Source organism: Amycolatopsis samaneae, assembly GCF_039541975.1.
GTDB lineage: Bacteria > Actinomycetota > Actinomycetes > Mycobacteriales > Pseudonocardiaceae > Amycolatopsis > Amycolatopsis samaneae.
The window spans coordinates 335,541-360,145 of record NZ_BAABHG010000005.1 but is presented as its reverse complement, the minus strand read 5'-3'; the positions used below and the strand labels follow the sequence as shown (position 1 = coordinate 360,145).

2 protein-coding genes (1 of these 2 only partly in view) are annotated in these 24,605 nt (G+C 71.7%); both read right to left on the bottom strand.

Annotation, left to right across the window (positions count from 1 at the left end; all coding sequences use genetic code 11):
* On the bottom strand, positions 1-3,597 hold the 5' portion of the coding sequence (locus tag ABD987_RS15190; RefSeq protein ID WP_345392571.1) for a non-ribosomal peptide synthetase. The gene continues 22,539 nt to the left of window position 1, outside the view; only the first 3,597 of its 26,136 coding nucleotides appear in the window; it begins with the start codon at positions 3,595-3,597; its stop codon lies off the left edge, out of view.
* Entirely contained in the window at positions 3,597-24,593 is a 20,997-nt protein-coding gene (locus tag ABD987_RS15185; RefSeq protein WP_345392568.1) for a non-ribosomal peptide synthase/polyketide synthase, read from the bottom strand. The genes ABD987_RS15190 and ABD987_RS15185 overlap by 1 nt, the downstream gene beginning before the upstream one ends.
* Between the last annotated feature and the right edge of the window lie 12 nt (positions 24,594-24,605).

The window sequence follows — 24,605 nt, the reverse complement described above, 5'->3', positions numbered from 1 at the left end:
CCAGCGGTCACCGCGCGGGTCGGCGGCGAAGTGCACGTCCAGCAGCGGCGCCCGGTCCAGCTCCAGCCGTCCGCCTGCCATGCCCAGGAGCTGCTCGACGGGGTCGGGGCCGTCGGGATCGAGCACGACCTCCCCGACCGGCACCTCGGCGTGCCGCACCACGGCCTGCACGGGTTCCCGCAACCCCTTGGACACGACCGCGCTGCGGTAGATGTCGTGCCGGTCCACCATCCAGCGCAGTGCGGCGATGAAGGCGTCGAGGCGGTCGCGCGAGTCGAACTCGACGACGGTGGGCGTCACGTAGACGTCGGTTCCGTCGTGGTGGGTCATCAGGTGGTGGAAGAAGATGCCTTCCTGCAACGGCGCCAGCGGGTACAGGTCCTGGATGTTCGGCGCCCCACCGGGAACGGCCGCCACCACCCGGGCGATCTCGGCCTCGGTCAGGCCCGCGAGCGGCACCATTTCGGGCGTGATCTCGTCGGCGTCCGGCGGGATCAGGACGGGCGGTACCACCACCGGTTCGGGACCCGCCGCCGCGGCCAGCCCGGCCGGGGTCGGCGTCAGGAACAGCGCCCGCACCGACACCGACACCCCGCGCTTCCGCAGCCACTCGACCAGCGACACCACGAGCAGGGAATGCCCGCCCAGCGCGAAGAAGTCGTCGTCGACGCCGACCCGGTCGAGGCCCAGCACCTCCGCGAACGCCTGGCACAGCACTTCCTCCCGCGCTGTTTCCGGTGCGCGGCCGGTGCCCGCGAGGCTCGCGAAGTCCGGCGCCGGAAGGGCCCGGCGGTCGAGCTTCGCGTTGGCCGTCAAGGGAAAGGCGTCGAGGGCGATTATCGCGGAAGGCACCAGGTACGAGGGCAGCCGCTCGGCAAGGAAGGCCCGCAGTTCCTCCGCGGACACCGCCGCTGCGAGAACCACGTAACCCGCCAGGCGGATCTCCCCGGGAGTGTCTTCCCTGGCGATGACCGCGGCCTGCTCCACCTCGGGATGAGCCAGCAGCGCGGCTTCGACCTCGCCGGGCTCGACCCGGAACCCACGAATCTTGACCTGATCGTCGGCACGACCGAGGAACACCAGTTCCCCGTCGGCAGTCCAGCGCACCCGATCCCCGGTGCGATACATCCGCTGCCCTGGTTCGAACGGACACGCCACAAAACGCTCGCTGGTCAGCCCCGCCCGGCCCACGTATCCGCGGGCCACCCCGGCACCGGCCACGTACAGCTCGCCCGCCACTCCCACCGGAACCGGTTCCAGTGCTTCGTCCAGCACATACACCCGGGTGTTCGCGATCGGCTGTCCAATCGGGACGGTGCCGCTGTCGGCCCGGCACCGCCACACCGCCGCGTTCACCGTCGCCTCGGCCGGGCCATAGCTGTTGAACATCACCCGATCGGCAGCCCACTGCACGACCAGCTCAGCCGGTAACGCCTCCCCACCCACGTCCAGCACGAAACCCTCGGGCAAGCCACCCGGCGGCAGGCTGGCCACCGCCGCAGGCGGCAACGTCGCATGGGTCACCCCGTGCTCGGCAAGAAATGCGGCCAGCTCGACGCCCAGCCGACGTTCCGCCGGAACGATCACCAACGCCGCCCCGGACAGGAAAGCGAGCAGCCATTCCTCACAGAACATGTCGAAACCCGAGGACGCGAACTGCGCCACCCGAGCACCCGCACCGATCCCGAAACGGCCATGGCTCACCGACAGATTCGCAAAGCCCCGATGAGAAACCACCACGCCCTTCGGCGTCCCCGTCGAACCCGACGTGTACACCACATACGCCGGATGATCCGAAACCAACGGCGAAAGCCGGTCGGCATCGGATACCGGCTCAGCGTCGAACCCGGCGACCTCGGCCACGAACTCCGGCGAATCCACCACCATTACGGCGTCGGCGTCCTCGACCAGGAAGCGAACACGCTCCGCCGGTAACGCCGGATCAATCGCCAGATACGCCCCACCGGCCTTGAGCACCGCCAGAATGGCGACCATCAACTCCGGCGAACGCTCCAGCGTCAAGGCCACCACCGATTCCGGCCCCGCCCCGGCCGCGACCAGCTTCCACGCCAGCCGGTTCGACCACGCGTCGAGTTCCCCGTAACTCAGCTCGACGCCGTCACCCACCAGCGCCAGCGCCTCCGGAGACCGCACCACCCGCTCGGCGAACAGATCCGGCACCAGACCCTCCGGCACCGCGACCGCGGTGTCGTTCCAGTCCCGGAGTACCCGGTCCCGCTCGTCCTGGTCGAGAATCCGCAGGGACCGGACGCGGACGGCCGGGTCGGCGGCGACCGTTTCCAGCACGTGGGCCAGCCACGCCGCGATCCGCTCGACCGTCCCGGCGTCGAACAGGTCCGCCGCGCCGATCAGGGCGCCCTGCAGGCCCGCCGGGTGCCCGTCGGCGTCAAGGGTTTCCCGCACGACGAGATCGAGGTCGAGATCGCCGGCCTGCCGGTCGTCGGAGATCAGGTCGATCCGCAGACCGGGCAGCTCCAGCATCGGCCCGCCACCGCGCCCGGCGGACACCAGGTCGGCGCTTTCCACCGCGGCCATCACCTGGAACAGCGGGTGCCGGGACAGCGACCGGGTCGGCGCCAGCTCCTCGACCAGCTTCTCGAACGGCACGTCCTGGTTTTCGTAGGCGTTCAGCGCGGCTTCCCGCACCCGCCCGAGCACCTCGGTGAAGGCCGGATCGCCGGAGAGGTCGGCGCGGATCACCAGGTTGTTGACGAAACAGCCGACCAGGTCGTCGAGTCCCTCATCGGTGCGCCCCGCGACCAGGGTCCCGATCGGAAGGTCCGTCCCGGCTCCCAGCCGGGACAGCAGCACCGCCAGCGCGGAGTGCACCACCATGAACAGGGTCGCGCCCCGCTCCCGCGCCAGCTCCAGCAGCCGCCGATGCGTGCCGGCGCCGAGTTCCAGTTCGGCGGTGTGGCCGCGGGGATCCAGCTGCGCCGGGCGCGGCCGGTCGCTGGGCAGGTCCAGTTCCTCCGGCGCCCCGGCGAGGGTGCGCCGCCAGAACGACACCTGCTCGGTCAGGGTGGCTTCCGGGTCGTCCTCCGCGCCGAGAAGTTCGCGCTGCCACAGCGTGTAGTCGGCGTACTGCACCGGCAGCGGCGCCCACTCCGGCACCCCGCCTGCCAGCCGGGCCGTGTACGCGGTGGAGAGGTCACGCAGCAACGGCCCCATCGACCAGCCGTCGGCCGCGATGTGGTGCACCACCAGGACCAGCACGTGCTCACGCGGCCCCACCACGAACAGCCGGGCCCGCACCGGGATCTCACCGGCGAGGTCGAAGGCGTACGCGCTCGCGCGCGCCACCTCGTCCTCCCGCGCCGCCGCCTCGACGACCTCGAGTTCGAAGCCCGTCTCGTCCACCTGGAGCACCCGCTGGCCGGGCTCGCCGTCCTGGGCGGGGAAAACCGTCCGCAACACCTCGTGCCGGCCGAGCACGTCCCGCAGGGCGGCGGCGAGCGCGTCCCGGTCCAGCTCACCGGTCAACCGCAGCGCCAGCGGGATGTTGAAGGTGTCGGTGGGCCCGTCCAGCCGCCACAGGAACCACAGCCGCCGCTGCGCGAACGACAACGGAATCATCAGAACTCCTTTTCGTGCTCACGCATGGGCCGGAGCGCCGGCCTGGCCTTCTTCCGGGTACCGGCGTTCGCCCCGATCCACGCGGCGACCCCCGCCGCGGTCGGGTTCTCGAACAGCACCCGGAGTGGCACCTCGGCACCCGCGGACACCCTGATCCGGCTGAGCAACCGCGTCGCCAGCAGGGAATGCCCGCCCAGGGCGAAGAAGTGGTCTTCGGGTCCGACCCCGGGCAGTTCGAGGATTTCCGCGAACGCCTCGCAGACGAGCTCCTCCGCACGCGTGGCGGGCGCGCGGCCCGCCCCTGCCGTGCCGTGGCCGGGCGCGGGAAGTGCCCGGCGGTCGAGCTTTCCGTTGACGGTCAACGGCAGCGCGCCGAGTTCGACGAACGCGGCGGGCACCATGTACGCGGGCAGCTTGCCCAGGACGTACTCCCGGAGCGTCTCGCCGAGCCCGTCCGCCCCGGGCTCGGCGGGGACGACGTAGGCGACCAGGCGGCGATCGCCCTCCTGGTACTCCCTGGCCACGACCACCGCGTCGGCGACGGCCGGATGCGCGGCCAGCACCGCCGCGATCTCGCCAGGCTCGATCCGGAACCCGCGGATCTTGAGCTGGTCGTCGACCCGGCCCTCGAACAGCAGCCGCCCGTCGGTGGTCCATCGGGCGCGATCCCCGGTGCGGTACATCCGCCCGCCCGCCGCACCGTCCACAGTGGAGGTGAACGGGCAGGCGACGAACCGTTCGGCGGTCGTTCCCGGCCGCCCGAGGTATCCGCGGGCGAGGCCGGCACCGGCCACGTACAACTCCCCGCGCACTCCGGGCGGCGCCGGGGCCAGGGTGTCGTCGAGGACGTAGACGCGGGTGTCGAGCACCGCGGTCCCGATGTCGGCGGGATCGCCGGGCCGCAGCGGTGCCGACATCGACGAGCAGACGGTGGTTTCGGTCGGGCCGTAGGCGTCGACGAACCGGCGTCCGGGCGCCCAGCGCGTCACGAGGTCGCCGGTGAGCGCTTCGCCCGCCGACACCAGCGTGGTCAGCGGCGTCAGGTCCGCCGGCGCGGACGCGGCGAGCACGGCGGGCGGCAGGGTCGCGTGGGTCACCCCGTGCCGGGCCACGACCTCGGCCAGCCCGGCGCCCGGGAGCAGGTCCTCGGCCACCACGAGACGGGCGCCCGTGCACAGCGCCATCACCAGTTCCCAGACCGACGCGTCGAATCCCGGCGAGGCGAACTGCAGCACCCGGCTCTCGTCGGTGACGGCGAGCCGTTCGACCTGGGTGGCCACGAGTGCGGCGACGCCGCGGTGCGGGACCGCCACGCCCTTCGGTCGTCCCGTCGAACCCGAGGTGTAGATGAGGTAGGCCGGATGCTCCGGCAGTGGCGGGACGACGGACGCGGTCCGCGCCCCCTCGGCCGTGCCGAGCAGGACCACGGGGAGCCCCACCGTGTCCGGAATGGACGGTTGGCGCGCCTCGGTCGTCAGTACGCACACCGGCCGCGCGTCACCGAACACGTACTCGATCCGCTCGGCCGGGAGCACCGGATCGATCGGGAGGTAGGCGGCACCCGCCTTGAGGACCGCGAGGAAGGCGACCGCCAGATCGGCCGAGCGGTCCAGTACCACGGCCACCGCCGACTCGGGCCCCGCGCCGTGCGCGGCGAGGACTCCGGCCAGCCGGTCCGCGCGCGCGTCCAGCTCCGCGTACCCGACGACCGTGTCACCCGTCTCCAGCGCGACCGCGTCCGGCCGCCGCGCGACCTGTGCGGCGAACAGCTCGGGCACCGTCGCCACGGACACCTCGTGACCGGCCGGGTTCCAGTCGTCGAGTACCCGGCGGCGTTCGCTCCCGGTCAGCAGATCGACCCGGCTCAGCGGACGAGCCGGATCGGCGACGACCGATTCCAGCAGCCGCACCAGCCGCGCGGCGAGATCCTCGGCCGTCGCCCGGTCGAACACGTCGGTGCCGAACCCCAGCAGGCCCGACATCCCGTCCGGGGCGCCCCGCTCGTCACGCCGCTCGGCGAGGCTGAGCACGAGGTCGTACCTGGCGACGTCGGAGGCGAGCGGTTCGCCGCGCACCTCCAGCCCGGGGAGCCGCAGATCCGCCTCCGGCGCGTTCCGCACGTCCAGCGCCACCTGGAACAGCGGCTGCCGCGACAGGGAACGCTCCGGGACGAACGCCTCCACCACCTGGTCGAACGGCAGGTCCTGGTGCGCGTAGGCCGCCAGGTCGGTCTCCCGCACCCGCCGCAGCAACTCCGCGAAACTCGGGTCACCCGTGACGTCGGTGCGCAGCACCAGCATGTTGACGAAGAACCCGATCAGCTCGTCGAGCGCGTCGTCGGTGCGGCCGGCCAGTGCGGTGCCGATCGGGATGTCGCCGCCCGCACCCAGCCTGCTCAACAGCGCCGCGAAACCCGCTTGCAGCACCATGAAGATCGTGACCTGCTCGGTCGCGGCGAGGTCCACGACGTGCCGGTGCAGCTCCGCGGACAGCTCCACCGGGACCTCGTCTCCCCGACGCGTCGCCATCGCGGGGCGAGGCCGGTCCACCGGGAGCGGGATCTCCTCGGGGATACCGGCGAGGGTGTCGCGCCAGAACGCCAGCTGCCGGGCCCGCACGCTCTCCGGGTCCTCCGCGTCGCCGAGCAGATCGCGTTGCCAGAGCGCGTAATCCGCGTACTGCACGGGCAACGGCGCCCAGTCCGGCGCGTGCCCGGCCAGGCGCGCCGGGTACGCGACCGACAGGTCCCGCGCCAGCGCCGCGGTCGACCAGCCGTCGGTCGCGATGTGGTGCACCGCCAGTACGAGGACGTGCTCGTCCGGCGCCACGCGGAGCAGCCAGGCCCGGATCGGGATTTCCGTGGCGAGGTCGAACGCGTAGCCCGCCAGGCGGTCGATCTCGTCGGTGACCTCCCCGGCCGCGACCTCGACCACCGGCAGGTCGAAGCCGACCTCCCCGGCCGCCAGGATTCGCTGGTACGGCTCGCCGTCCTCGGCCGGGAGCACCGTCCGCAACACCTCGTGGCGGTCGAGCACGTCCCGTAGCGCGGCGGCCAGCGCCGCCGGGGTGAGCGCGCCACGCAGCCGGACCGCGGTCGTGTTGCTGTAGCCGGCGCTCGACCCTTCGAGCTGGCCGACGAACCAAAGCCGGCGCTGTGCGAAGGAAACCGGTGGCCGCTGCGGGCGTTCCCGCGCCGTCAGCGCCAACCGGCCGCCGCCCGCCCGGCCCAGTCGCTCGGCAAGACGGGCCACCGTCAGCGTCTCGAACAGGACGCGGATCGACACCTCGACGCCGAGCACCGACCGCACCCGGCTGACCAGCCGGGTCGCCAGCAGGGAGTTCCCGCCGAGCGCGAAGAAGTCGTCGTCGACACCGACCCGTTCGCGGCCCAGCACCTGGGCGAACGCCTGGCACAGCAGCTCTTCGTGCGCGGTGGCGGGCGCCCGGCCGGTGCCCGCGTCCGCCGCCCCCGGGACGAACACCGCTCGTCCGGCGGGCGCGGCTTCGTCCTCACCTGCCTCGTCGAGCTGGTCGAGCTGGTCGAGCAGCAGGCGCCGGGGCCACTCCGGCAGGTTCGGGGCCGCCTCCGTGGTGGTCACCAGCAGCACCGCCCCGGCGCCGGTGAGCGCGGCGGCGACCCGCTCGGCCGGATCCGCCGGATCGACGAGCAGGTAACGGCAGCCCACCTCGCCGACGGCGGCCAGCGCCGCTGCCAGCTCGCCGGGTTCCCGCACGCCGATCGCGACCACCGACTCCGGGCGCACGCCGAGGGCCCTCAGCCGCCGCGCGAGCCGCTCGGATCCGGTGCCCGCGCCCGGTTCGTCGCCGGCCCGTCCGGTCACGGCGAGCACGTCCACCGCCAGGAGCGGAAGGTCCGGGTCCTCCTCCAGCGCGGTGGTGAGTTCCGCGAGGGTGGTGTGCACCAGCGCGCCGAACCGGTCCGCGTCGACCGGCCGCACGACGTCGACGGAGACACCGAACTCCGCGCCGTCGTCGTCGATCGACACGCTCAGCGGATAGTTGTTGTGCTCCTGGGTGAACAGGGTCGCGACATCCCCGAGCACGTCGTCGGGTCCCGCCGGGACGATCCCGGCGTGCCGGTAGTTGAACAACGCGGCGAACAGTGGGCTGCCGCTGGGCAGGCCGGCGGCCTCCTGTGCCACCGTCAACGGCGCGTGCTCGTGCACCAGCAGCTCGGCGAGCTGGTCGCGAAGATCCGTCAGCGCCGTGCCCACCGGCCGTCCGGCCATGGCGATCCGTACCGGGAGGGTGTTCATGAACAGTCCGGGGACGCGATCCGCGCCGACGCTCGACCGGCCCAGCAGCACCGTGCCGAACACGATGTCGTCGCGTCCCGCGACCGCCGCGAGCAGCCGCGCCCACGCCAGGTGGAAGATCGTCGCCGGGCTCATCCCGAGCGAGCGCGCCAGTGCCCGCACCCGCCTCGCCAGGCCGTCGTCCACCGTCAGCCTGGCCCGCGCGGTCTCCGTGCCGTCACCGTGCACGTCCACCAGCCCGTACGGGGCGGCGGTCTCGGTGACGTCGCCGACGAGACCGGCGAAGTAGTCCCGGTGTGCCTTCTCGGGCACGCCAAGGCGGGCCTGCGCCACGAAGTCCCGGAACGGCACCGGAGCCGGCAACGTCTCGGCCCGGCCGGCCAGTATCGCCTTGATCTCGTCGAGCACGATGTCGAGCGCGGTGTGGTCCTGGACGAGGTGATGCATCCGGACCAGTGCCAGCCAGCCGCCGCCCCCGTCCGGTTCGGCCGCGACGTGCACGGTCAGCAGCGGTGCCCGGCGCAGGTCCATCCATCCGCCGGCGGCGGACAGGAGCTGCCCGACCGCGTCCCCGCCGTCCGTGTCCAGGGTGACCTCGGTGACCGGCAGTTCGGCGTGTCGCCACACCACCTGGACCGGCTCGGTCAGTCCGTCCGAGACGAGCGCGGTGCGGTAGACGTCGTGCCGGTCGACCACCTGGCGCAGCGCGGCCAGGAACGCGTCCAGCCGGTGCCGAGCCGGGAAGCCCAGGACGAACGGCATGGCGTAGACGTCGTCGCCGCCCTGCTCGGTCATCAGGTGGTGGAAGAAGATCCCTTCCTGCAACGGCGCCAGCGGGTACATGTCCTGCACGTTCGCCGCCCCGCCCGGCACCGCCTCGACCACGCGGGCGATCTCCGCCGGGGACAGTTCGACCAGCGGCAGCATTTCGGGCGTGATTTCGCTGGTGTGCGGCGGAATCAGGTTGGGCGGCACCACCACCGGTTCCGGACCGGCCACGGCCGCCAGCGCCGCCGGGGTCGGCGTCACGAACAGCGCCCTGACCGAGACGGACACGCCGCGCTGCCGCAGCCACTCGACCAGCGACACCGCCGACAGCGAATGCCCGCCCAACGCGAAGAAATCGTCCTCGACGCCGACCGCGGGCAGCCCGAGGATCTCGGCGAACGCCCGGCACACCAGTTCTTCCTGGGCGGTGGCGGGCGCGCGTCCGGTGCCCGTCTCGTGCCGGGGGCCGGGGAGCGCCGCCCGGTCCACCTTGCCGTTGCCGGTCAGCGGTAGGACGTCCAGCTCGACGAACGCCGAGGGCACCAGGTAGCCGGGCAAGCGCTCGATGGTGTGCGCGAGCACCAGCTCGGTGATCGAGGCCCCGGTGTCCACGGGCACGAGATAGCCGACGAGCCGTTTGTCCCCCGGCACGTCCTCCCGGACCACGACCGCGGCCTGCGCGACCGCCGGGTGCGCGGCGAGGACGGCTTCCACTTCGCCGGGCTCGACGCGGAAACCCCGGATCTTCACCTGGTCGTCCGCGCGTCCGACGAACACCAGACGACCCGACGCGTCCCACTTCACCCGGTCGCCCGTGCGATACATCCGATCGCCCGAACCACCGAACGGACACGCCACGAACCGATCGGCGGTCCACAAAGGACGATTCAGGTAACCCCGCGCGACGCCCGTACCGGCCACGTACAGTTCACCGGCCACCCCCACCGGAACCGGGTTCAGCCGCTCGTCCAGCACATAGACCCGCGTGTTGTCCAGCGGTCGCCCGATCGGCAGCACACTCTCGACCTCACCGGGAGCGCCGACCGCGTACTGCGTGGCGCACAACGTGACCTCGGTCGGCCCGTACAACTGCCGCACCGTGACACCCGGATTCGACTCCAGTACCCGCCGCACCGAACCGGCCGGGACCACGTCACCGCCCGTCAACACCTCGCGTACACCCGCGAAGCAGCCCGGGTCCTGATCGGCCAATGCCCGGAACAGCCCCGCCGTCACGTGCACCTGCGACAGCTCGTGTTCCGCGATCAACCGCCGCAGCACGGCGGCGTCCGTTCGCTCCACCGGCGCCACCACCACGGTCCCGCCGGAAAGCAACGGCACCCACAACTCATACGACGACGCGTCGAACGCGTGCGGCGCGTGGAACAACACCCGCGACGTCACACCCCAGCAACGATCCTTCGCCAAACCCACGACATCCCGATGGGCCACCACAACGCCCTTCGGTACCCCCGTCGAACCCGACGTGTACATCACGTACGCGGCACTGTCCGGGGACACCGCGCCGGGAAGGACCACCGCCGTGTCCGTCTCGGCATCAGCTCGGATCACCGTGATCCCCAGGTCGTGACCAGCCGTCGCCTCGTGGACCACCAGCACCGTGGCGCCCGCGTCCTCGGTCACCGCGCGCATGCGCGCGTCGGGCCAGCCGGTGTCCAGCGGCAGATACGCCCCACCGGCCTTCAGCACCGCCAGCATCGTCACCACGACGTCGGCCGACCGCTCCAGCAGCACCGCGACGACCGACTCCGGCCCCACTCCCGAGGCGACCAGCACCCGCGCCAGCCGCTCGGCGCGCGTGTCCAGTTCGCCGTACCCGAGGCGGACCCCGTCGGCGACCACGGCCACCGCGTCACGATCGGCAGCCACCCGGCGCGCGAACGCCTCCGGTACCGACATCTCCGGGACGGGCACCGGCATCGTGTTCCACTCCGTCAGAATCCGCCGGCGCTCGTCCGCGCCGAGCACGTCCACCACGGCGATCGGGGTGTCCGGGTCCCGTGCCAGCGTCCGCAGTACCTGGACCAGCCGGTCCACCAGCCGGACGGCGGTGTCCCGGTCGAAGAGGTCGGCGGACGCGACGAGCGCGCCGCTGATGCCGGTCGGCGCGCCCGACTCGTCGAAGCTCTCGCCGAGGCTCAGGTCGAGATCGAACTCGAGCGAGCTGACCGCCGAGGGCAGTGCCTCGGCACGCAGACCGGGCAGCTCCAGTGGTGGTTCCCCGGTCCGGCCGGTGTTCTGCAGGGTCATCATCACCTGGAACAACGGATGACGCGCGAGGGAGCGGATCGGGGCCAGCTCCTCCACCAGCCGTTGGAACGGGACCTCCTGATGCGCGAACGCGGACAGCGAGGTCTCCCGGACGCGGCCGAGCACCTCGGCGAGACTCGGTTCACCGGACAGGTCGGTGCGCAGGACGAGGGTGTTGACGAAGAACCCCACCAGATCTTCCAGCGCCTGGTCGGTCCGGCCGGCCACCGCGACGCCGATCGGGATGTCCGTGCCCGCCCCGAGCCGGGACAGGGTCACCGCGAGCGCCGCCTGTAGTGTCATGAACACGGTCGCGCCCTCGGCGCGTGCCAGCTCCAGCAGCGCGTGGTGCAGTTCCGCCGGGATCTCGACCTCGGCGAGATGGCCGAGGCGCGAGGTCTCCGCGGGCCGGGGCCGGTCGGCGGGCAGGTCCAGCTCCTCCGGAGCACCGGCGAGCGCGTCCCGCCAGTACGCGATCTGCTGTGCCATGAGACTCTCGGGAGCGTCCTCCTCACCGAGCAGTTCCCGTTGCCACAGGGTGTAATCCGCGTACTGGACCGGCAGCGACTTCCACGTGGGACTCTCCCCGGCCCGTCGCGCCGCGTACGCCGCGGACACGTCGCGGGCCAGCGGCTCCATCGACCAGCCGTCGCCCGCGATGTGGTGCACCACCAGCACCAGGACGTGCTCCTCCGGCGCCACCGGGAACAACGTCGCCCGGACCGGCCCCTCGGTGGCGAGGTCGAACGCGTGGCCCGCCGCCTCGGCGATCGCGTCGTCGAGATCCCCGGGCGCGATGTCGGCCACGTGGAGTGCGAAGGCGGACTCGTCCACCGGAAGCACCCGCTGGTACGGCTCTCCCCCGGCGGTCCGGAACACGGTACGCAGCACCTCGTGCCGCCCGACCACGTCCCGCAACGCCGCCGCGAAGGCCACCCGCTCCAAGGACCCGGTCAGCCGCAACGTCAACGGGATGTTGTAGGTCGGGCTCGGGCCCTCCAGCTGGCCGAGGAACCACAACCGGCGCTGCGCGAACGACAACGGCATCGGCTCCGGCCGCTCCCGCGCCGCCAGTGCCACCCGGCCCGGCGCGGCCACGTCGACGAGCCGGGCGGCCAGGCGCCCGGGGGTCGGGGCCTCGAACAGCGCCCGCAGCGGCAGCTCCACCGACAGCGCCACGCGCACCTGACTCACCAGACGCATGGCCAGCAGCGAATGCCCGCCCAGCGCGAAGAAGTCGTCGTCGACGCCCACCGACGGCAATCCGAGCGCCTCCGCGAACGCCTGGCACAGCAGCTCTTCCGTGGCGTTCGCCGGAGCCCGCCCCGCACCGGCCGCGTACTCGGGCGCGGGCAACGCCGCCCGGTCCACTTTCCCGTTGACTGTCAACGGGAACACGTCCAGCTCCACGAACGCGGACGGGATCAGATACTCCGGCAGACGCTCGGCCAGGTAGCTTCGTACCGTTTCGGCGCCGAGTACGTCCTGAGGCACCAGGTAGCCGACGAGCCGCTTGTCCCCCGGCACGTCCTCCCGGACCACGACCGCGGCCTGCGCCACCGCCGGATGCCCGGCGAGCACCGCCTCCACTTCGCCGGGTTCCACGCGGAAGCCCCGGATCTTCACCTGGCTGTCCGCGCGTCCGACGAACACCAGACGACCGGACGCGTCCCATTTCACCCGGTCCCCGGTGCGATACATCCGCTCACCCGGCTCGAACGGACACGCCACGAAGCGATCCGCGGTCCACAGTGGATGGTTCAGATAGCCACGCGCGACACCCACGCCGGCCACGTACAGCTCACCGGCCACCCCGACCGGAACCACGTCGAGCCCGTCGTCGAGCACGTAGACCCGGGTGTTGTCCAGCGGACGTCCGATCGGCAGTACCCCGTCGACCTCGTCCGGAGTGCCGACCTCGTACTGGGTGGCGCACAACGTCACCTCGGTCGGGCCGTACAGCTGACGCACCACCACGCCCGGGTTGGACTCCAGCACCCGCCGCACCGAACCCGCCGGGACCACGTCACCGCCGGTGAGCACCTCACGCACCCCGGAAAAGCAGGCCGGATCCTCGTCGACGAGCACCCGGAGCAGACCCGCCGTCACATGCACCTGGGAAAGCTCGTGCTCCGCGACCAACCGCCGCACCGCGGCCGCGTCCATCCGCTCGTCGGGCGCGACCACCACGGTCCCGCCGGACAGCAACGGCACCCACAACTCATACGACGACGCGTCAAAAGCATGCGGCGCATGGAACAACACCCGCGACGTCACACCCCAGCAACGATCCCTCGCCAAACCCACGACATCCCGGTGCGAGGCCACTACGCCCTTCGGCTCCCCGGTCGACCCGGACGTGTACATCACATACGCCGCGGCCGAGTCCCGGACCGCCGGGAGCGTGCCTTCGTCCGCCCCGGCGTCCGCGCGCACCTCCGCGACGCCAAGGTCCTGCCCGGCCATCGCTTCGCTCACGATGAGCAGACCGGCGCCCGCGTCCCTCAGCACCGAGCGCGTCCGTGCCACCGGCCAGGCCGGGTCGAGCGGCAGATACACCCCGCCGGCCTTCAGCACGGCGAGGGCGGCCACGATCAGGTCGGCCGAACGCTCCATCAGCACGGCGAACACCGGCTCCGGTCCGATCCCGCCGCTCGCCAGTACCCGCGCGAGCCGGTCCGCGCGCGCGTCCAGTTCGCGGTAGGTGAGCTTTTCGCCGGTGTCCACCACGGCGACAGCGTCCGGGTCGGCCGCGACGACCGCCGCGAACGCCTCGGGTACCGACCCGCCGGGCATCGACCTCGCGGTGTCGTTCCACGCCGAGAGGATCCGCTCCCGTTCGGCCGTGCCGAGCGTATCCACTGTGGACAACAGCGTTCCGGGTTCCTGTTCCAGCGCGATCGCCAGGCCCTCGACACAGGTGAGCAGGAGCTCACCCGCCCAGGCCGGGTCGACCGCGGCGGTGGCCTCCACCTCCACCTCGAAGCCGGTCCCGTCGTCGTCCACCGACACGACCATCGGATAGTTCGAGTAGTCCCGCACCAGCACCGGGGTCACGCCGTCGAGACCGGCCCCGGCGTTCCGCTCGGCGGGCACGTTGTGCCGGTAGTTGAACAGCGAGGTGAACAGCGGGCTCGTCCCGGGCACTCCACCGGCCCGTTGCGCGGTGGCGAGCGGGGTGTGTTCGTGGACCATCAGCTCGGCCAGCTGGCGGCGGAGGGCCGCGAGGGCCTCGCGCACGCTCTCGCCCGCCAGGCGTACCCGCACCGGCAGCGTGTTGATGAACAGCCCCGGGGTGCGGCCGGCACCGGCGTTCATCCGTCCGAACAGGACGGTGCCGAACACGACGTCGTCGCGGCCGGACAGCGTACCGAGCACCCGCGCCCAGGCGAGGTGGAACAGGGTCGCCGGACTCACCCCGAACGTCCGCGCCAGGCCGCGGAGCCGCTCGGTCAGCGCGGCGTCCACCGGCAACCGGACCTGCGCGGACTCGGTGCCGTCGCCGTAGACGTCCGTGAGGCCGTAGGGAGCGGTGGTTTCGGTGACGCCGGCGAGCAACTCGGCGAAGTAACGTTCGTGTTCTTCCGGCGGCACGCCCCGGCGTGCCTGCGCGACGAAGTCACGGAAGGGCACCGGCGGCGGCAGCTGGCCCGCCTGTCCGGAGAGGAACGCGCGAAGCTCGTCGAGCAGCACGTCGAAGGTGGTGTGGTCCTGGATCAGGTGGTGGATGCGCAGCAGCACCAGCCAGCCGCCGTCCGGGGCCGCCGCCATCCGCACCCGCAGAAGGGGCGCCCGCGTCAGGTCGATGACGGACTCGCCCGCGGACAGGAGCTGGTCGACCGGGTCCGCGCCGTGCGGATCCAGAGCCACCTCCTCGATCGGCAGCTCGGCCCGGCGGGTGACCACCTGGACCGGCTCCCGGAGCCCGTCGGACAGGACCGCGGTGCGGTAGATGTCGTGCCGCTCGATCAACCATCGCAACGCCGCGAGCAGCTCGTCCACCCGCTCCCGGGTGTCCACGGCCAGCACGGTCGGAGTCGCGTAGACGTCGGTTCCGTCGCGGTCGGCCAGCTGGTGGTGGAAGAAGATGCCTTCCTGCAACGGCGCCAGCGGATAGACGTCCTGGATGTTCGGCACCCCGCCCGGTACGGCCGCCACCACCCGGTCGATCTCCGCGTCGGTCAGTCCGACCATCGGCAGCATTTCCGGCGTCAGCTCGGTCGTGCCCGCCGGGATCCGATTCGGTGGCGCCTCGACCCACGCGGACCCGGCGGCCGCGGCCAGTCCGGCCGGAGTCGGCGTCGAGAACAACGCCCGCACCGACACCGACACACCACGCCGCCGCAACCACTCCACCAGCGACACCGCCAACAGCGAATGCCCGCCCAACGCGAAAAAGTCGTCCTCGACCCCGACTCGGGTCAGGCCCAGCACCTCCGCGAACGCGGCGCAGAGGATCTCCTCCCGCGCGGTCTCCGGTGCGCGACCGGTACCCGCGAGACTCGCGAAGTCCGGCGCCGGAAGGGCCTTGCGGTCGAGTTTCGCGTTGGGTGTCAAGGGAAAGGCGTCGAGGGGGATGATCGCCGCGGGCACCATGTACGAGGGCAGCCGCGCCGCGAGGAAGGTCCGCAACTCCTCTTCGGACACCGCCTCGGCGAGAACCACATAGCCGGTCAGCCGGGTATCCTCCCCGGCGATGATCGCGGCCTGGTCGACCTCGGGATGGGTCAGCAGGACGTTCTCGATCTCCCCCAGTTCGACGCGGAAACCGCGGATCTGGACCTGATCGTCGGCACGACCCAGGAACACCAACTCTCCATCGGGAGTCCAGCGCACCCGGTCCCCGGTGCGGTACATCCGCTCACCCGGTTCGAACGGGCACGCCACGAACCGCTCACCGGTCAATCCCGCCCGGCCCGCGTACCCCCGAGCCAGGCCCGTGCCGGACAGGTAAAGCTCACCGCCCACTCCGGACGGGACCAGCTCCAGGGCGTCGTCCAGCACATACACCCGGGTGTTGGCGATCGGCCCGCCGATCGGCACCGCGCCCACGCCGATCCGGCACCGCCACGCCGTGGCGTCGACGGTCGCCTCGCTCGGGCCGTAGGTGTTGAACATCGTGCGCCCGTCCGCCCAGCGTTCGACCAGCTCCGGCGGGCACGCCTCGCCCCCGACCTCCAGCACGAACGCCGGGTCCAGGGCGTCGTCGGGAATCGTCGCCACCACCGCGGGCGGCAGCGACGCGTGTGTCACCCCGTGCTCGGCGAGGAACTCGGCCAGTTCGGCGCCCAGACGGCGTTCGGGCGGAACGATGACCAACGCCGCGCCCGAGAGGAACGCCAGCGACCACTCCTCGCAGAAATTGTCGAAACCCGAGGACGCGAACTGCGCCACCCGGGACCCCGGCCCGGCCTCGAAACGGCTGTGCGTCACCGACAGGTTCACCAACCCGCGGTGCGAAACCACCACGCCCTTCGGAGTCCCCGTCGACCCCGAGGTGTACACCACGTACGCCGGGTGGTCCGGCAGCAACGGCGAGACGCGATCGGTGTCCGCCACCGGGGCGGCGTCGAACCCGGCGACCTCGGCCACGAACTCGGGCGAATCCACCACCAGCACCGCGGCCGCGTCCTCGACCACGAAGCGGATCCGCTCACGCGGCAGGCTCGAATCGATCGCCAGATACGCGCCACCGGCCTTGAGCACCGCCAGCACGGCGATCACCAGCTCCGGGGAACGGTCCAGCGTCAAGGCCACCACCGATTCCGGCCCCACCCCGGCCGCGACCAGCTTCCGCGCCAGCCGATTCGACCACGCGTCCACCTCGCCGTAGCTCAGCTCGACACCGTCACCCACCAGCGCCGTCGCCTCCGGCGCACGCACCACCTGCCCGGCGAACAGGTCCGGCACCACGCCGTCGGGTACCTCAACCGCGGTGTCGTTGATCTCCGCGAGCAGGTCGACGAACTCGGAGGCCAGCACCGGCACCGTCGCCAACCTTCGATCCGAGGCCTCCGTCAAGGCGGCCACGAGGTTCGCGAGGCAGGTGTGCAGCAGGGCGCAGACCTCCACCGGGTCGACCGGCGCCACGGCCGCCACGACCAGGTCGAACCCTGTCGCCTTCTGGTCCACCGAGACGTCGAGCGGGTAGTTGGTGTGTTCCCGCACGGAAAGAACCTCGACACCCTCCACTTCGGACTCACCGGCCCCGGTGTCCTGGACGTGGCGGTAGTTGAAGATCGAGGTGAACAGCGGGCCGCCGCCGGACAGTCCGCTCGCCGCCTGCGCCAGGGCCAACGACGCGTGCTCGTGCACCATCAGGTCGGCGAGCTGGTCGCGCAGGCCGATCAGCGCCTCGCCGACGCCCTGCTTCCCGAGGTCCACCCGGACTGGGAGGGTGTTGATGAACAGTCCCGACATCCGATCGGCGGCGGCACCGGCGTTCATCCGTCCGAACAGGACGGTGCCGAACACGACGTCGCTCCGGCCGGAGACCGCTCCGAGCACCCGCGCCCAAGCCAAGTGGAACACCGTCGCCGGGCTGACGCCGAGGTTCCGCGCCACCTCCCACACGTGCCCGGCCAGGACGGCGTCCACCGCCAACCTGCCTTCCACAGCCGTGCTGCCGTCGCCGAGCACGTCCGTCAGGCCGTACGGCGCGGTCGTCTCGGTGACCTCTCCGAGCAGCCCGGCGAAGTAGCGCTCCTGTTCCTCGCGCGGCACCCCGAACCGCGCCTGGGCCACGAACTCGCGGAACGGGACCGGCGCGGGCAGCCGTTCGGCCTGCCCGGACAGGAACGCCCGCACTTCGTCGAGTAACACGTCCGAGGCCGTGTGATCCTGCACCAGGTGGTGGACGCGCACCAGCGCCAGCCACCCTTCGGTGCCCTCTTCCGCCGCGACACGCACGTCCATCAGCGGAGCGCGGCCGAGGTCCATTCGCCCGCACTCCGCCGCGAGTACTCGATCCGCGGTCTCCTCGGTGACCGGCAGTTCCGCGTGCCGCACCACCACCTGCACCGGCTCGGCCAGCCCCTCCCACACGATCGCCGTGCGGTACACGTCGTTGCGGTCCACGACCTGCTGCAAGGCGGTGAGGAAGGCGTCGAGACGGCCCCGCGAGCCGAACCGCAGCACCGAGGGCGTCACGTAGACGTCGGTTCCGTCCTGATCGACCGTCAGGTGGTGGAAGAAGATGCCTTCCTGCAACGGCGCCAGCGGATACACGTCCTGCACGTTCGCCGCGCCACCCGGGACGGCGGCGACCACCCGTGCGATCTCGGCCTCGCTCAGGCCGGCCAGCGGCAGCATCGCGGGTGTCAGTTCGGTGGCGCCGTCCGGGATCAGGTTCGGCGGCACCGCCACCGGCTCCGGACCGGCCATCGCGGCCAGGCCGGCCGGAGTGGGCGTCGAGAACAGGGCCCGTACCGACACCGACACGCCACGTCCGCGCAGCCATTCCACGAGCGACACCACGAGCAGGGAATGCCCGCCCAGTACGAAGAAGTCGTCGTCGACGCCGACCCGGTCCAGGCCCAATACCGCCCCGAACGCGGCGCAGAGGATCTCCTCCCGCGCGGTCTCCGGCGCACGACCGGCGCCCGCGAGGCTCGCGAAGTCCGGCGCGGGAAGGGCCCGGCGGTCGAGTTTCGCGTTGGGTGTCAAGGGAAAAGTGTCAAGTGCGATGAGCGCGGAAGGCACCAGGTATGACGGCAGGCGCTCGGCCAGATATCCTCGCACCTCATCGACGGAGATCGCGGTACCCACCACATAACCGGCCAGGCGGGTCTCTCCGGGGGTGTCTTCTCTGGCGATGACCGCGGCCTGCTCGATGTCGGGATGGGTCAGCAGAGCGGCCTCGATCTCGCCGGGCTCGACCCGGAACCCACGAATCTTGACCTGATCGTCGGCACGCCCCAGAAACACCAACTCGCCGTCGACAGTCCAGCGCACCCGATCCCCGGTGCGATACATCCGCTGCCCTGGTTCGAACGGACACGCCACAAAACGCTCGCTGGTCAGCCCCGCCCGGCCCACGTATCCGCGGGCCACCCCGGCACCGGCCACGTACAGCTCGCCCGCCACTCCCGCCGGAACCGGTTCCAATGCTTCGTCCAGCACATACACCCGGACATTCGCGATCGGCCGTCCAATCGGGACGGTGCCGCTGTCGGCCCGGCACCGCCAGACCGCCGCGTTCACCGTCGCCTCGGCCGGACCGTAGCTGTTGAACATCACCCGATCGGCAGCCCACTGCGCGACCAGCTCGACCGGGAGCGCCTCGCCACCCACGTCCAGCACGAAACCCTCGGGAAGGCCGTCCACTGGCAACGTCGACACCGCCGCGGGCGGCAACGTCGCGTGGGTCACCCCGTACTCGGCAAGAAACCCGGCCAGCTCGACGCCCAGCCGACGTTCCGCCGGAACGATCACCAACGCCGCGCCGGAAAGGAAAGCGAGCAGCCATTCCTCGCAGAACATGTCGAAACCCGAGGACGCGAACTGCGCCACCCGAGATCCCGGCCCCACCCCGAAACGCTCATGACTCACCGACAAGTTCGCGAAACTCCGATGGGAAACCACCACGCCCTTCGGCGTCCCCGTCGAACCCGACGTGTACACGACGTACGCCGGATGATCCGGAAGCAGCGGCGAAATCCGGTCGCGGTCGGACACCGGAGCGGCGTCGAACCCGGCAATCCCCGCCACGAACTCCGGAGAATCCACCACCAGCGCCGCGGCCGCGTCCTCGACCAGGAACCGGATCCGCTCGTGTGGCAGGGCGGGATCGATCGCCAGATACGCGCCACCGGCCTTGAGCACCGCCAAGATGGCGACCATCAGTTCCGGGGAACGCTCCAGCACCAAAGCCACCACCGACTCCGGCCCGACACCGGCCGCGATCAGCTTTCGCGCCAGCCGGTTCGCCCTGGCGTTCACCTCCCCATAGCTCAGCTCGACGCCCGAACCGACCAGCGCCGTGGCCCTCGGAGAGCGCATTACCTGCTCAGTGAACAGATCCGGCACCAGGCCGTCCGGGGCCGGAACCGCGGTGTCGTTGATCTCCCCGAGCAGCTCGGTGAACCCGGGATCCAGCACCGGCACCGTCGCCAGCCCGCGATCCGGAGCGTCCGCCAGCGCGGCGACGAGGTTCGCCACGCAGGTGTGCAACAGACCGCACACCTGCCTCGGGTCGACGGACGCCACGGCCTCCACGACGAGGTCGAAACCGGTGGGGCTCTGGTTGACGGAGATGTCGAGCGGATAGTTCGTCGGGTCCCTGGCCAGCAGGGCTTCGACGCCTTCGATACCGGTGCCCGAGCGCTCGACGTCCCGCTGGAGGTGGCGGTAGTTGAAGATCGAGGTGAACAGCGGGCCGCCACCCGGCACACCGGAGGCCGCCTGCGCCAGGCTCAGCGGTGCGTGCTCGTGCACCATCAGGTCGGCGAGTTGCTCCCGCAGACCGGTCAGTGCCTCGCCGACGGTCTGCTCCCCCGTCCTGACCCGGACCGGCAGGGTGTTCATGAACAGACCGGGAACGCGGTCCGCCCCCGCGTTCGCCCGGCCCAGCAGCACCGTGCCGAACACGACGTCGGTGCGCCCGGACACCGCCGCCAGCACCCTCGACCACGCGAGGTGGAACACGGTCGCGGGACTCACCCCGCGTGACCGCGCCACCTCCCGCAGCCGTCCGGCCACCCGGTCGTCCACCGCCATGCGGCCCTGGGTGACCCCCGCGCCGTCGCCGTGCACGTCCAGCAGCCCGTAGGGCGCGCAGGTCTCGGTCACGTCGCCCAGCACTTCGGCGAAATGACGTTCGTGCTCCGCCCCGGACAGGCCCAGCCGGGCCTGCGCCACGAACTCGCGGAACGGCACGGGCGCGGGCAACGCGCCGGCCCGCCCTTCCATGCACGCCTTGATCTCGGCCACGACCACTTCCAGCGCGGTGTGGTCCTGGATCAGGTGATGCATACGCACCAGGGCCAGCCAGCCCGCATCCGCGGGTTCCGGCTCGACGCGGACGCTGAGCAGCGGTGCCCGATCCAGCGCCATCCATCCGTCGTCGTCGAGGGGGCCTTCGGTGACCGGCAGTTCGGCGTGCCGCCACACCACCTGGACCGGTTCCGGCAGGCCTTCCCAGACGATCGCCGTCCGGTACACGTCGTGCCGGTCGACGACCCGCTGCAGGGCGCCGAGGAACGCGGTCAACCGCTCCCGGGTGTCCAGCCGCAGCGTGAACGGCATGGCGTAGACGTCATCGCCGTCGCGGTCGGCCATCAGGTGGTGGAAGAAGATCCCCTCCTGCAACGGCGCCAGCGGGTACACGTCCTGCACGTTCGCCGCGCCACCCGGGACGGTCGCCACGATCCGGGCGATCTGCTCCTCGGTCAGCTCGACCAGGGGCAGCATGTCCGGGGTGAGCTCCACCGCGTCTTCGGGAACGAGGTTGGCGGGCACCACCACCGGCTCCGGTCCCGCGACGGCGGCCAGCGAGGCCGGGGTCGGCGTCACGAACAACGCGCGTACCGAAACCGAGATCCCGCGCTGCCGCAGCCATTCCACCAGCGAGACCGCCAGCAGCGAGTGCCCGCCGAGTGCGAAGAAGTCGTCGTCGACACCGACGGTGGGCAGTTCCAGCACCTCCGCGAACGCCTGGCAGAGCAGTTCCTCCCGCGCGTTCGCGGGTGCGCGGGAGGAACCCGGCAGGTATTCGGGCGCGGGGAGCGCCGCGCGATCCACCTTCCCGTTCACGGTGAGCGGCAGGACGTCGAGTTCGACCAGCGCCGAGGGCACCAGGTAGGAGGGCAGGCGCTCGGTCAGGTACGCACGCACCGCGTCGCTGACGGCGGCGCCCCGCGTCCCCGGGACCAGGTAACCGATCAGCCGCTTCCCGCCGGACGCGTCGTCCCGGACGACGACCGCGGCCTGCGCCACGGCCGGATGCCCGGCGAGCACCGCCTCGACCTCGCCGGGTTCCACCCGGAAGCCGCGGATCTTGACCTGGTCGTCCGCCCGCCCGGCGAACACCAACCGACCATCCGAAGTCCACCGGACCAGATCACCCGTCCGATACATCCGAACACCCGGGTCCCCGAACGGACAAGCCACAAACCGCTCAGCCGTCCACAGTGGACGATTCAGGTAACCACGCGCGACACCCGCACCAGCCACATACAGCTCACCGGCGACACCCGCCGGGACGGGCCGCAGCCATTCGTCCAGGACGTAGACCCGGGTGTTGTCCAGCGGACGTCCGATCGGCAGTACCCCGTCGACCTCGTCCGGAGCGCCGACCTCGTACTGGGTCGCGCACAGCGTGACCTCGGTCGGCCCGTACAACTGCCGCACCGTGACACCCGGGTTCGCCTCCAGCACCCGCCGCACCGAGCCGGCCGGAACCACGTCACCACCGGTGAGTACCTCACGCACCCCGGAAAAGCACTCGGGATCCCGGTCCGCCAGCACCCGGAACAGCCCCGCCGTCACGTGCACGTGGGACAGCTCGTGCTCGGCGATCAACCGGCGCAGCACGGCCGCGTCCAGCCGCTCCACCGGCGCCACCACCACCGTGCCACCCGACAACAGCGGAGCCCACAGCTCGTAGGACGACGCGTCGAACGCGTGCGGCGCGTGGAACAACACCCGCGACGTCTCACCCCAGCAACGGTCCTTCGCCAACCGCACCACGTCCCGATGGGTGGCCACCACGCCCTTCGGCACGCCGGTGGAACCCGACGTGTACATCACGTACGCGGCGCCCTCGGGTGCTATCGCGGCTGGCAGCTCCACCGCGGTGGTCGGCTCGGCATCGGCCGGGACCACCGGGATCCCGAGGTCGTGACCGGCCGTAGACCGGTGCGTCACCAGCATCGCGGAGCCCGCGTCTTCGAGCACCGTGCGCATCCGCGCGTCCGGCCAGCCCACGTCCGGCGACACGAAAGCGGCGCCGGTCTTCAGCACCGCCAGCAGCGCCACCACCAGTTCGCTCGAACGCTCCATCAGCACCGCGACCGCCGACTCCGGCCCGGCCCCGGCGGTGACCAGCGCCCGCGCGAGCCGGTCCGCACGCGCGTCCAGCTCCGCGTAGGTGAGCTCGCCGCCGTCCCACACCACCGCCGGTGCGGCCGGATCCGCCAGCACCCGTTCGGCGAACGCCTCGGGGACCGAACTGTCCGCAATGGACACCGATGTTTCGTTCCAGGCGAACAAAAGCTGGGCACGTTCGGCCGTTTCCAGGATTTCCACCGCGCCGATGGGCAGGTCCGGGTTCGCGGCCACAGCCGTCAGCGTCCGCGCCAGGTAGCCCGCGATCCGTTCCACCGTGCGCGCGTCGAACAGGTCGGCCGATCCGGTGACCACCCCACGGATCCCGGCCGGGGCGCCCGCTTCGTCGAAGACCTCGCCGAGCGTCACCTCCAGGTCGAACTTGGCCGTCGTCCGGCCGATCGAGAGCACCTCGGCACGCAGACCGGGGACCTCGGGGGCGGCGCCGTCGTCCAGCGGCGCGAGGACGACCTGGAACAGCGGATGCCGGGCGAGTGCGCGGACGGGAGCGAGTTCTTCGACGAGCCGCTCGAACGGCACGTCCTGGTGAGCGAAGGCGCCTACCGCGGTGGCGCGTACGCGGTCGACCGCCTCGCCGAACGTCGGGTTCCCGGACAGGTCGGCGCGGACCACGAGCGTGTTGACGAAGAAGCCGACCAGGTCGTTCAGTGCCTCGTCGGTACGCCCGGCCGTCGGGGTTCCGATCGGGATGTCGTGGCCCGCGCCCAGCCGGGCCAGCGTGACCGCCAGTCCGGCCTGGAGGATCATCGGCAGGGTGGCGCGGTGACGGCGGGCCAGTGCGACCAGGTCGCCGTGCACCGCGGCCGGGATGCCGACCCCGACCGCGTGCGCGCGATGGGACGGCTCCACCGGCCGGGCCCGATCCACTGGGAGGGCCAGTTCCTCCGGTGCTCCGGCCAGCGCCTCGCGCCAGTAGCCGACCTGCCGGGACAGCAGGCTGTCCGGATCGTCCTTCGCGCCGAGCAGTTCCCGCTGCCACAACGTGTAGTCGGCGTACTGCACGGGCAGGCTCGCCCACTCCGGTTCCCGGCCCCTGCCACGCGCCGCGTACGCGGTGGCGAGGTCCCTGGCGAACGGGCCCGCCGACCAGCCGTCGGTGGCGATGTGGTGGATGACCACGACGAGCACATGTGATTCCGGTGTCCGCGCGAACAACCAGGCACGCACCGGGATCTCGGCGGACAGGTCGAACGGGTACGCGGCGACCCGTGCCACCGCGCCCGGCAGCTCGCTCGCGTCGATCCTCTCGCCGGGCATCTCGTCGGCCGCCTCGGCCGACGGCAGCTTCGCCGGCCGGTCCCAGGTCAGGTCCCGCAGGGCCGGAAGCCCTTGGCGCGACGCCGGGTCCTCGGTCCCGGTCACCCTTACCACCGGCAGGTCCCAGGCCAGCTCGGCGGGCTCCACGATCCGCTGGTGCGGCTCGCCGTCCACCTCGGGGAAGACGGTGCGCAGTGCCTCGTGGCGGACGATCACGTCCCGCAGCGCGGCGGCCAGTGCCGCCCGGTCCAGCGGCCCGGTCAGCCGCAGGATCGCCGGGCTGTTGTACGTGGCGCCCGCTCCTTCGATCCGCCACTGCAACCACAGCCGCTGCTGTGCGAACGACGCGGGAATCATCGGCCCCTCCTT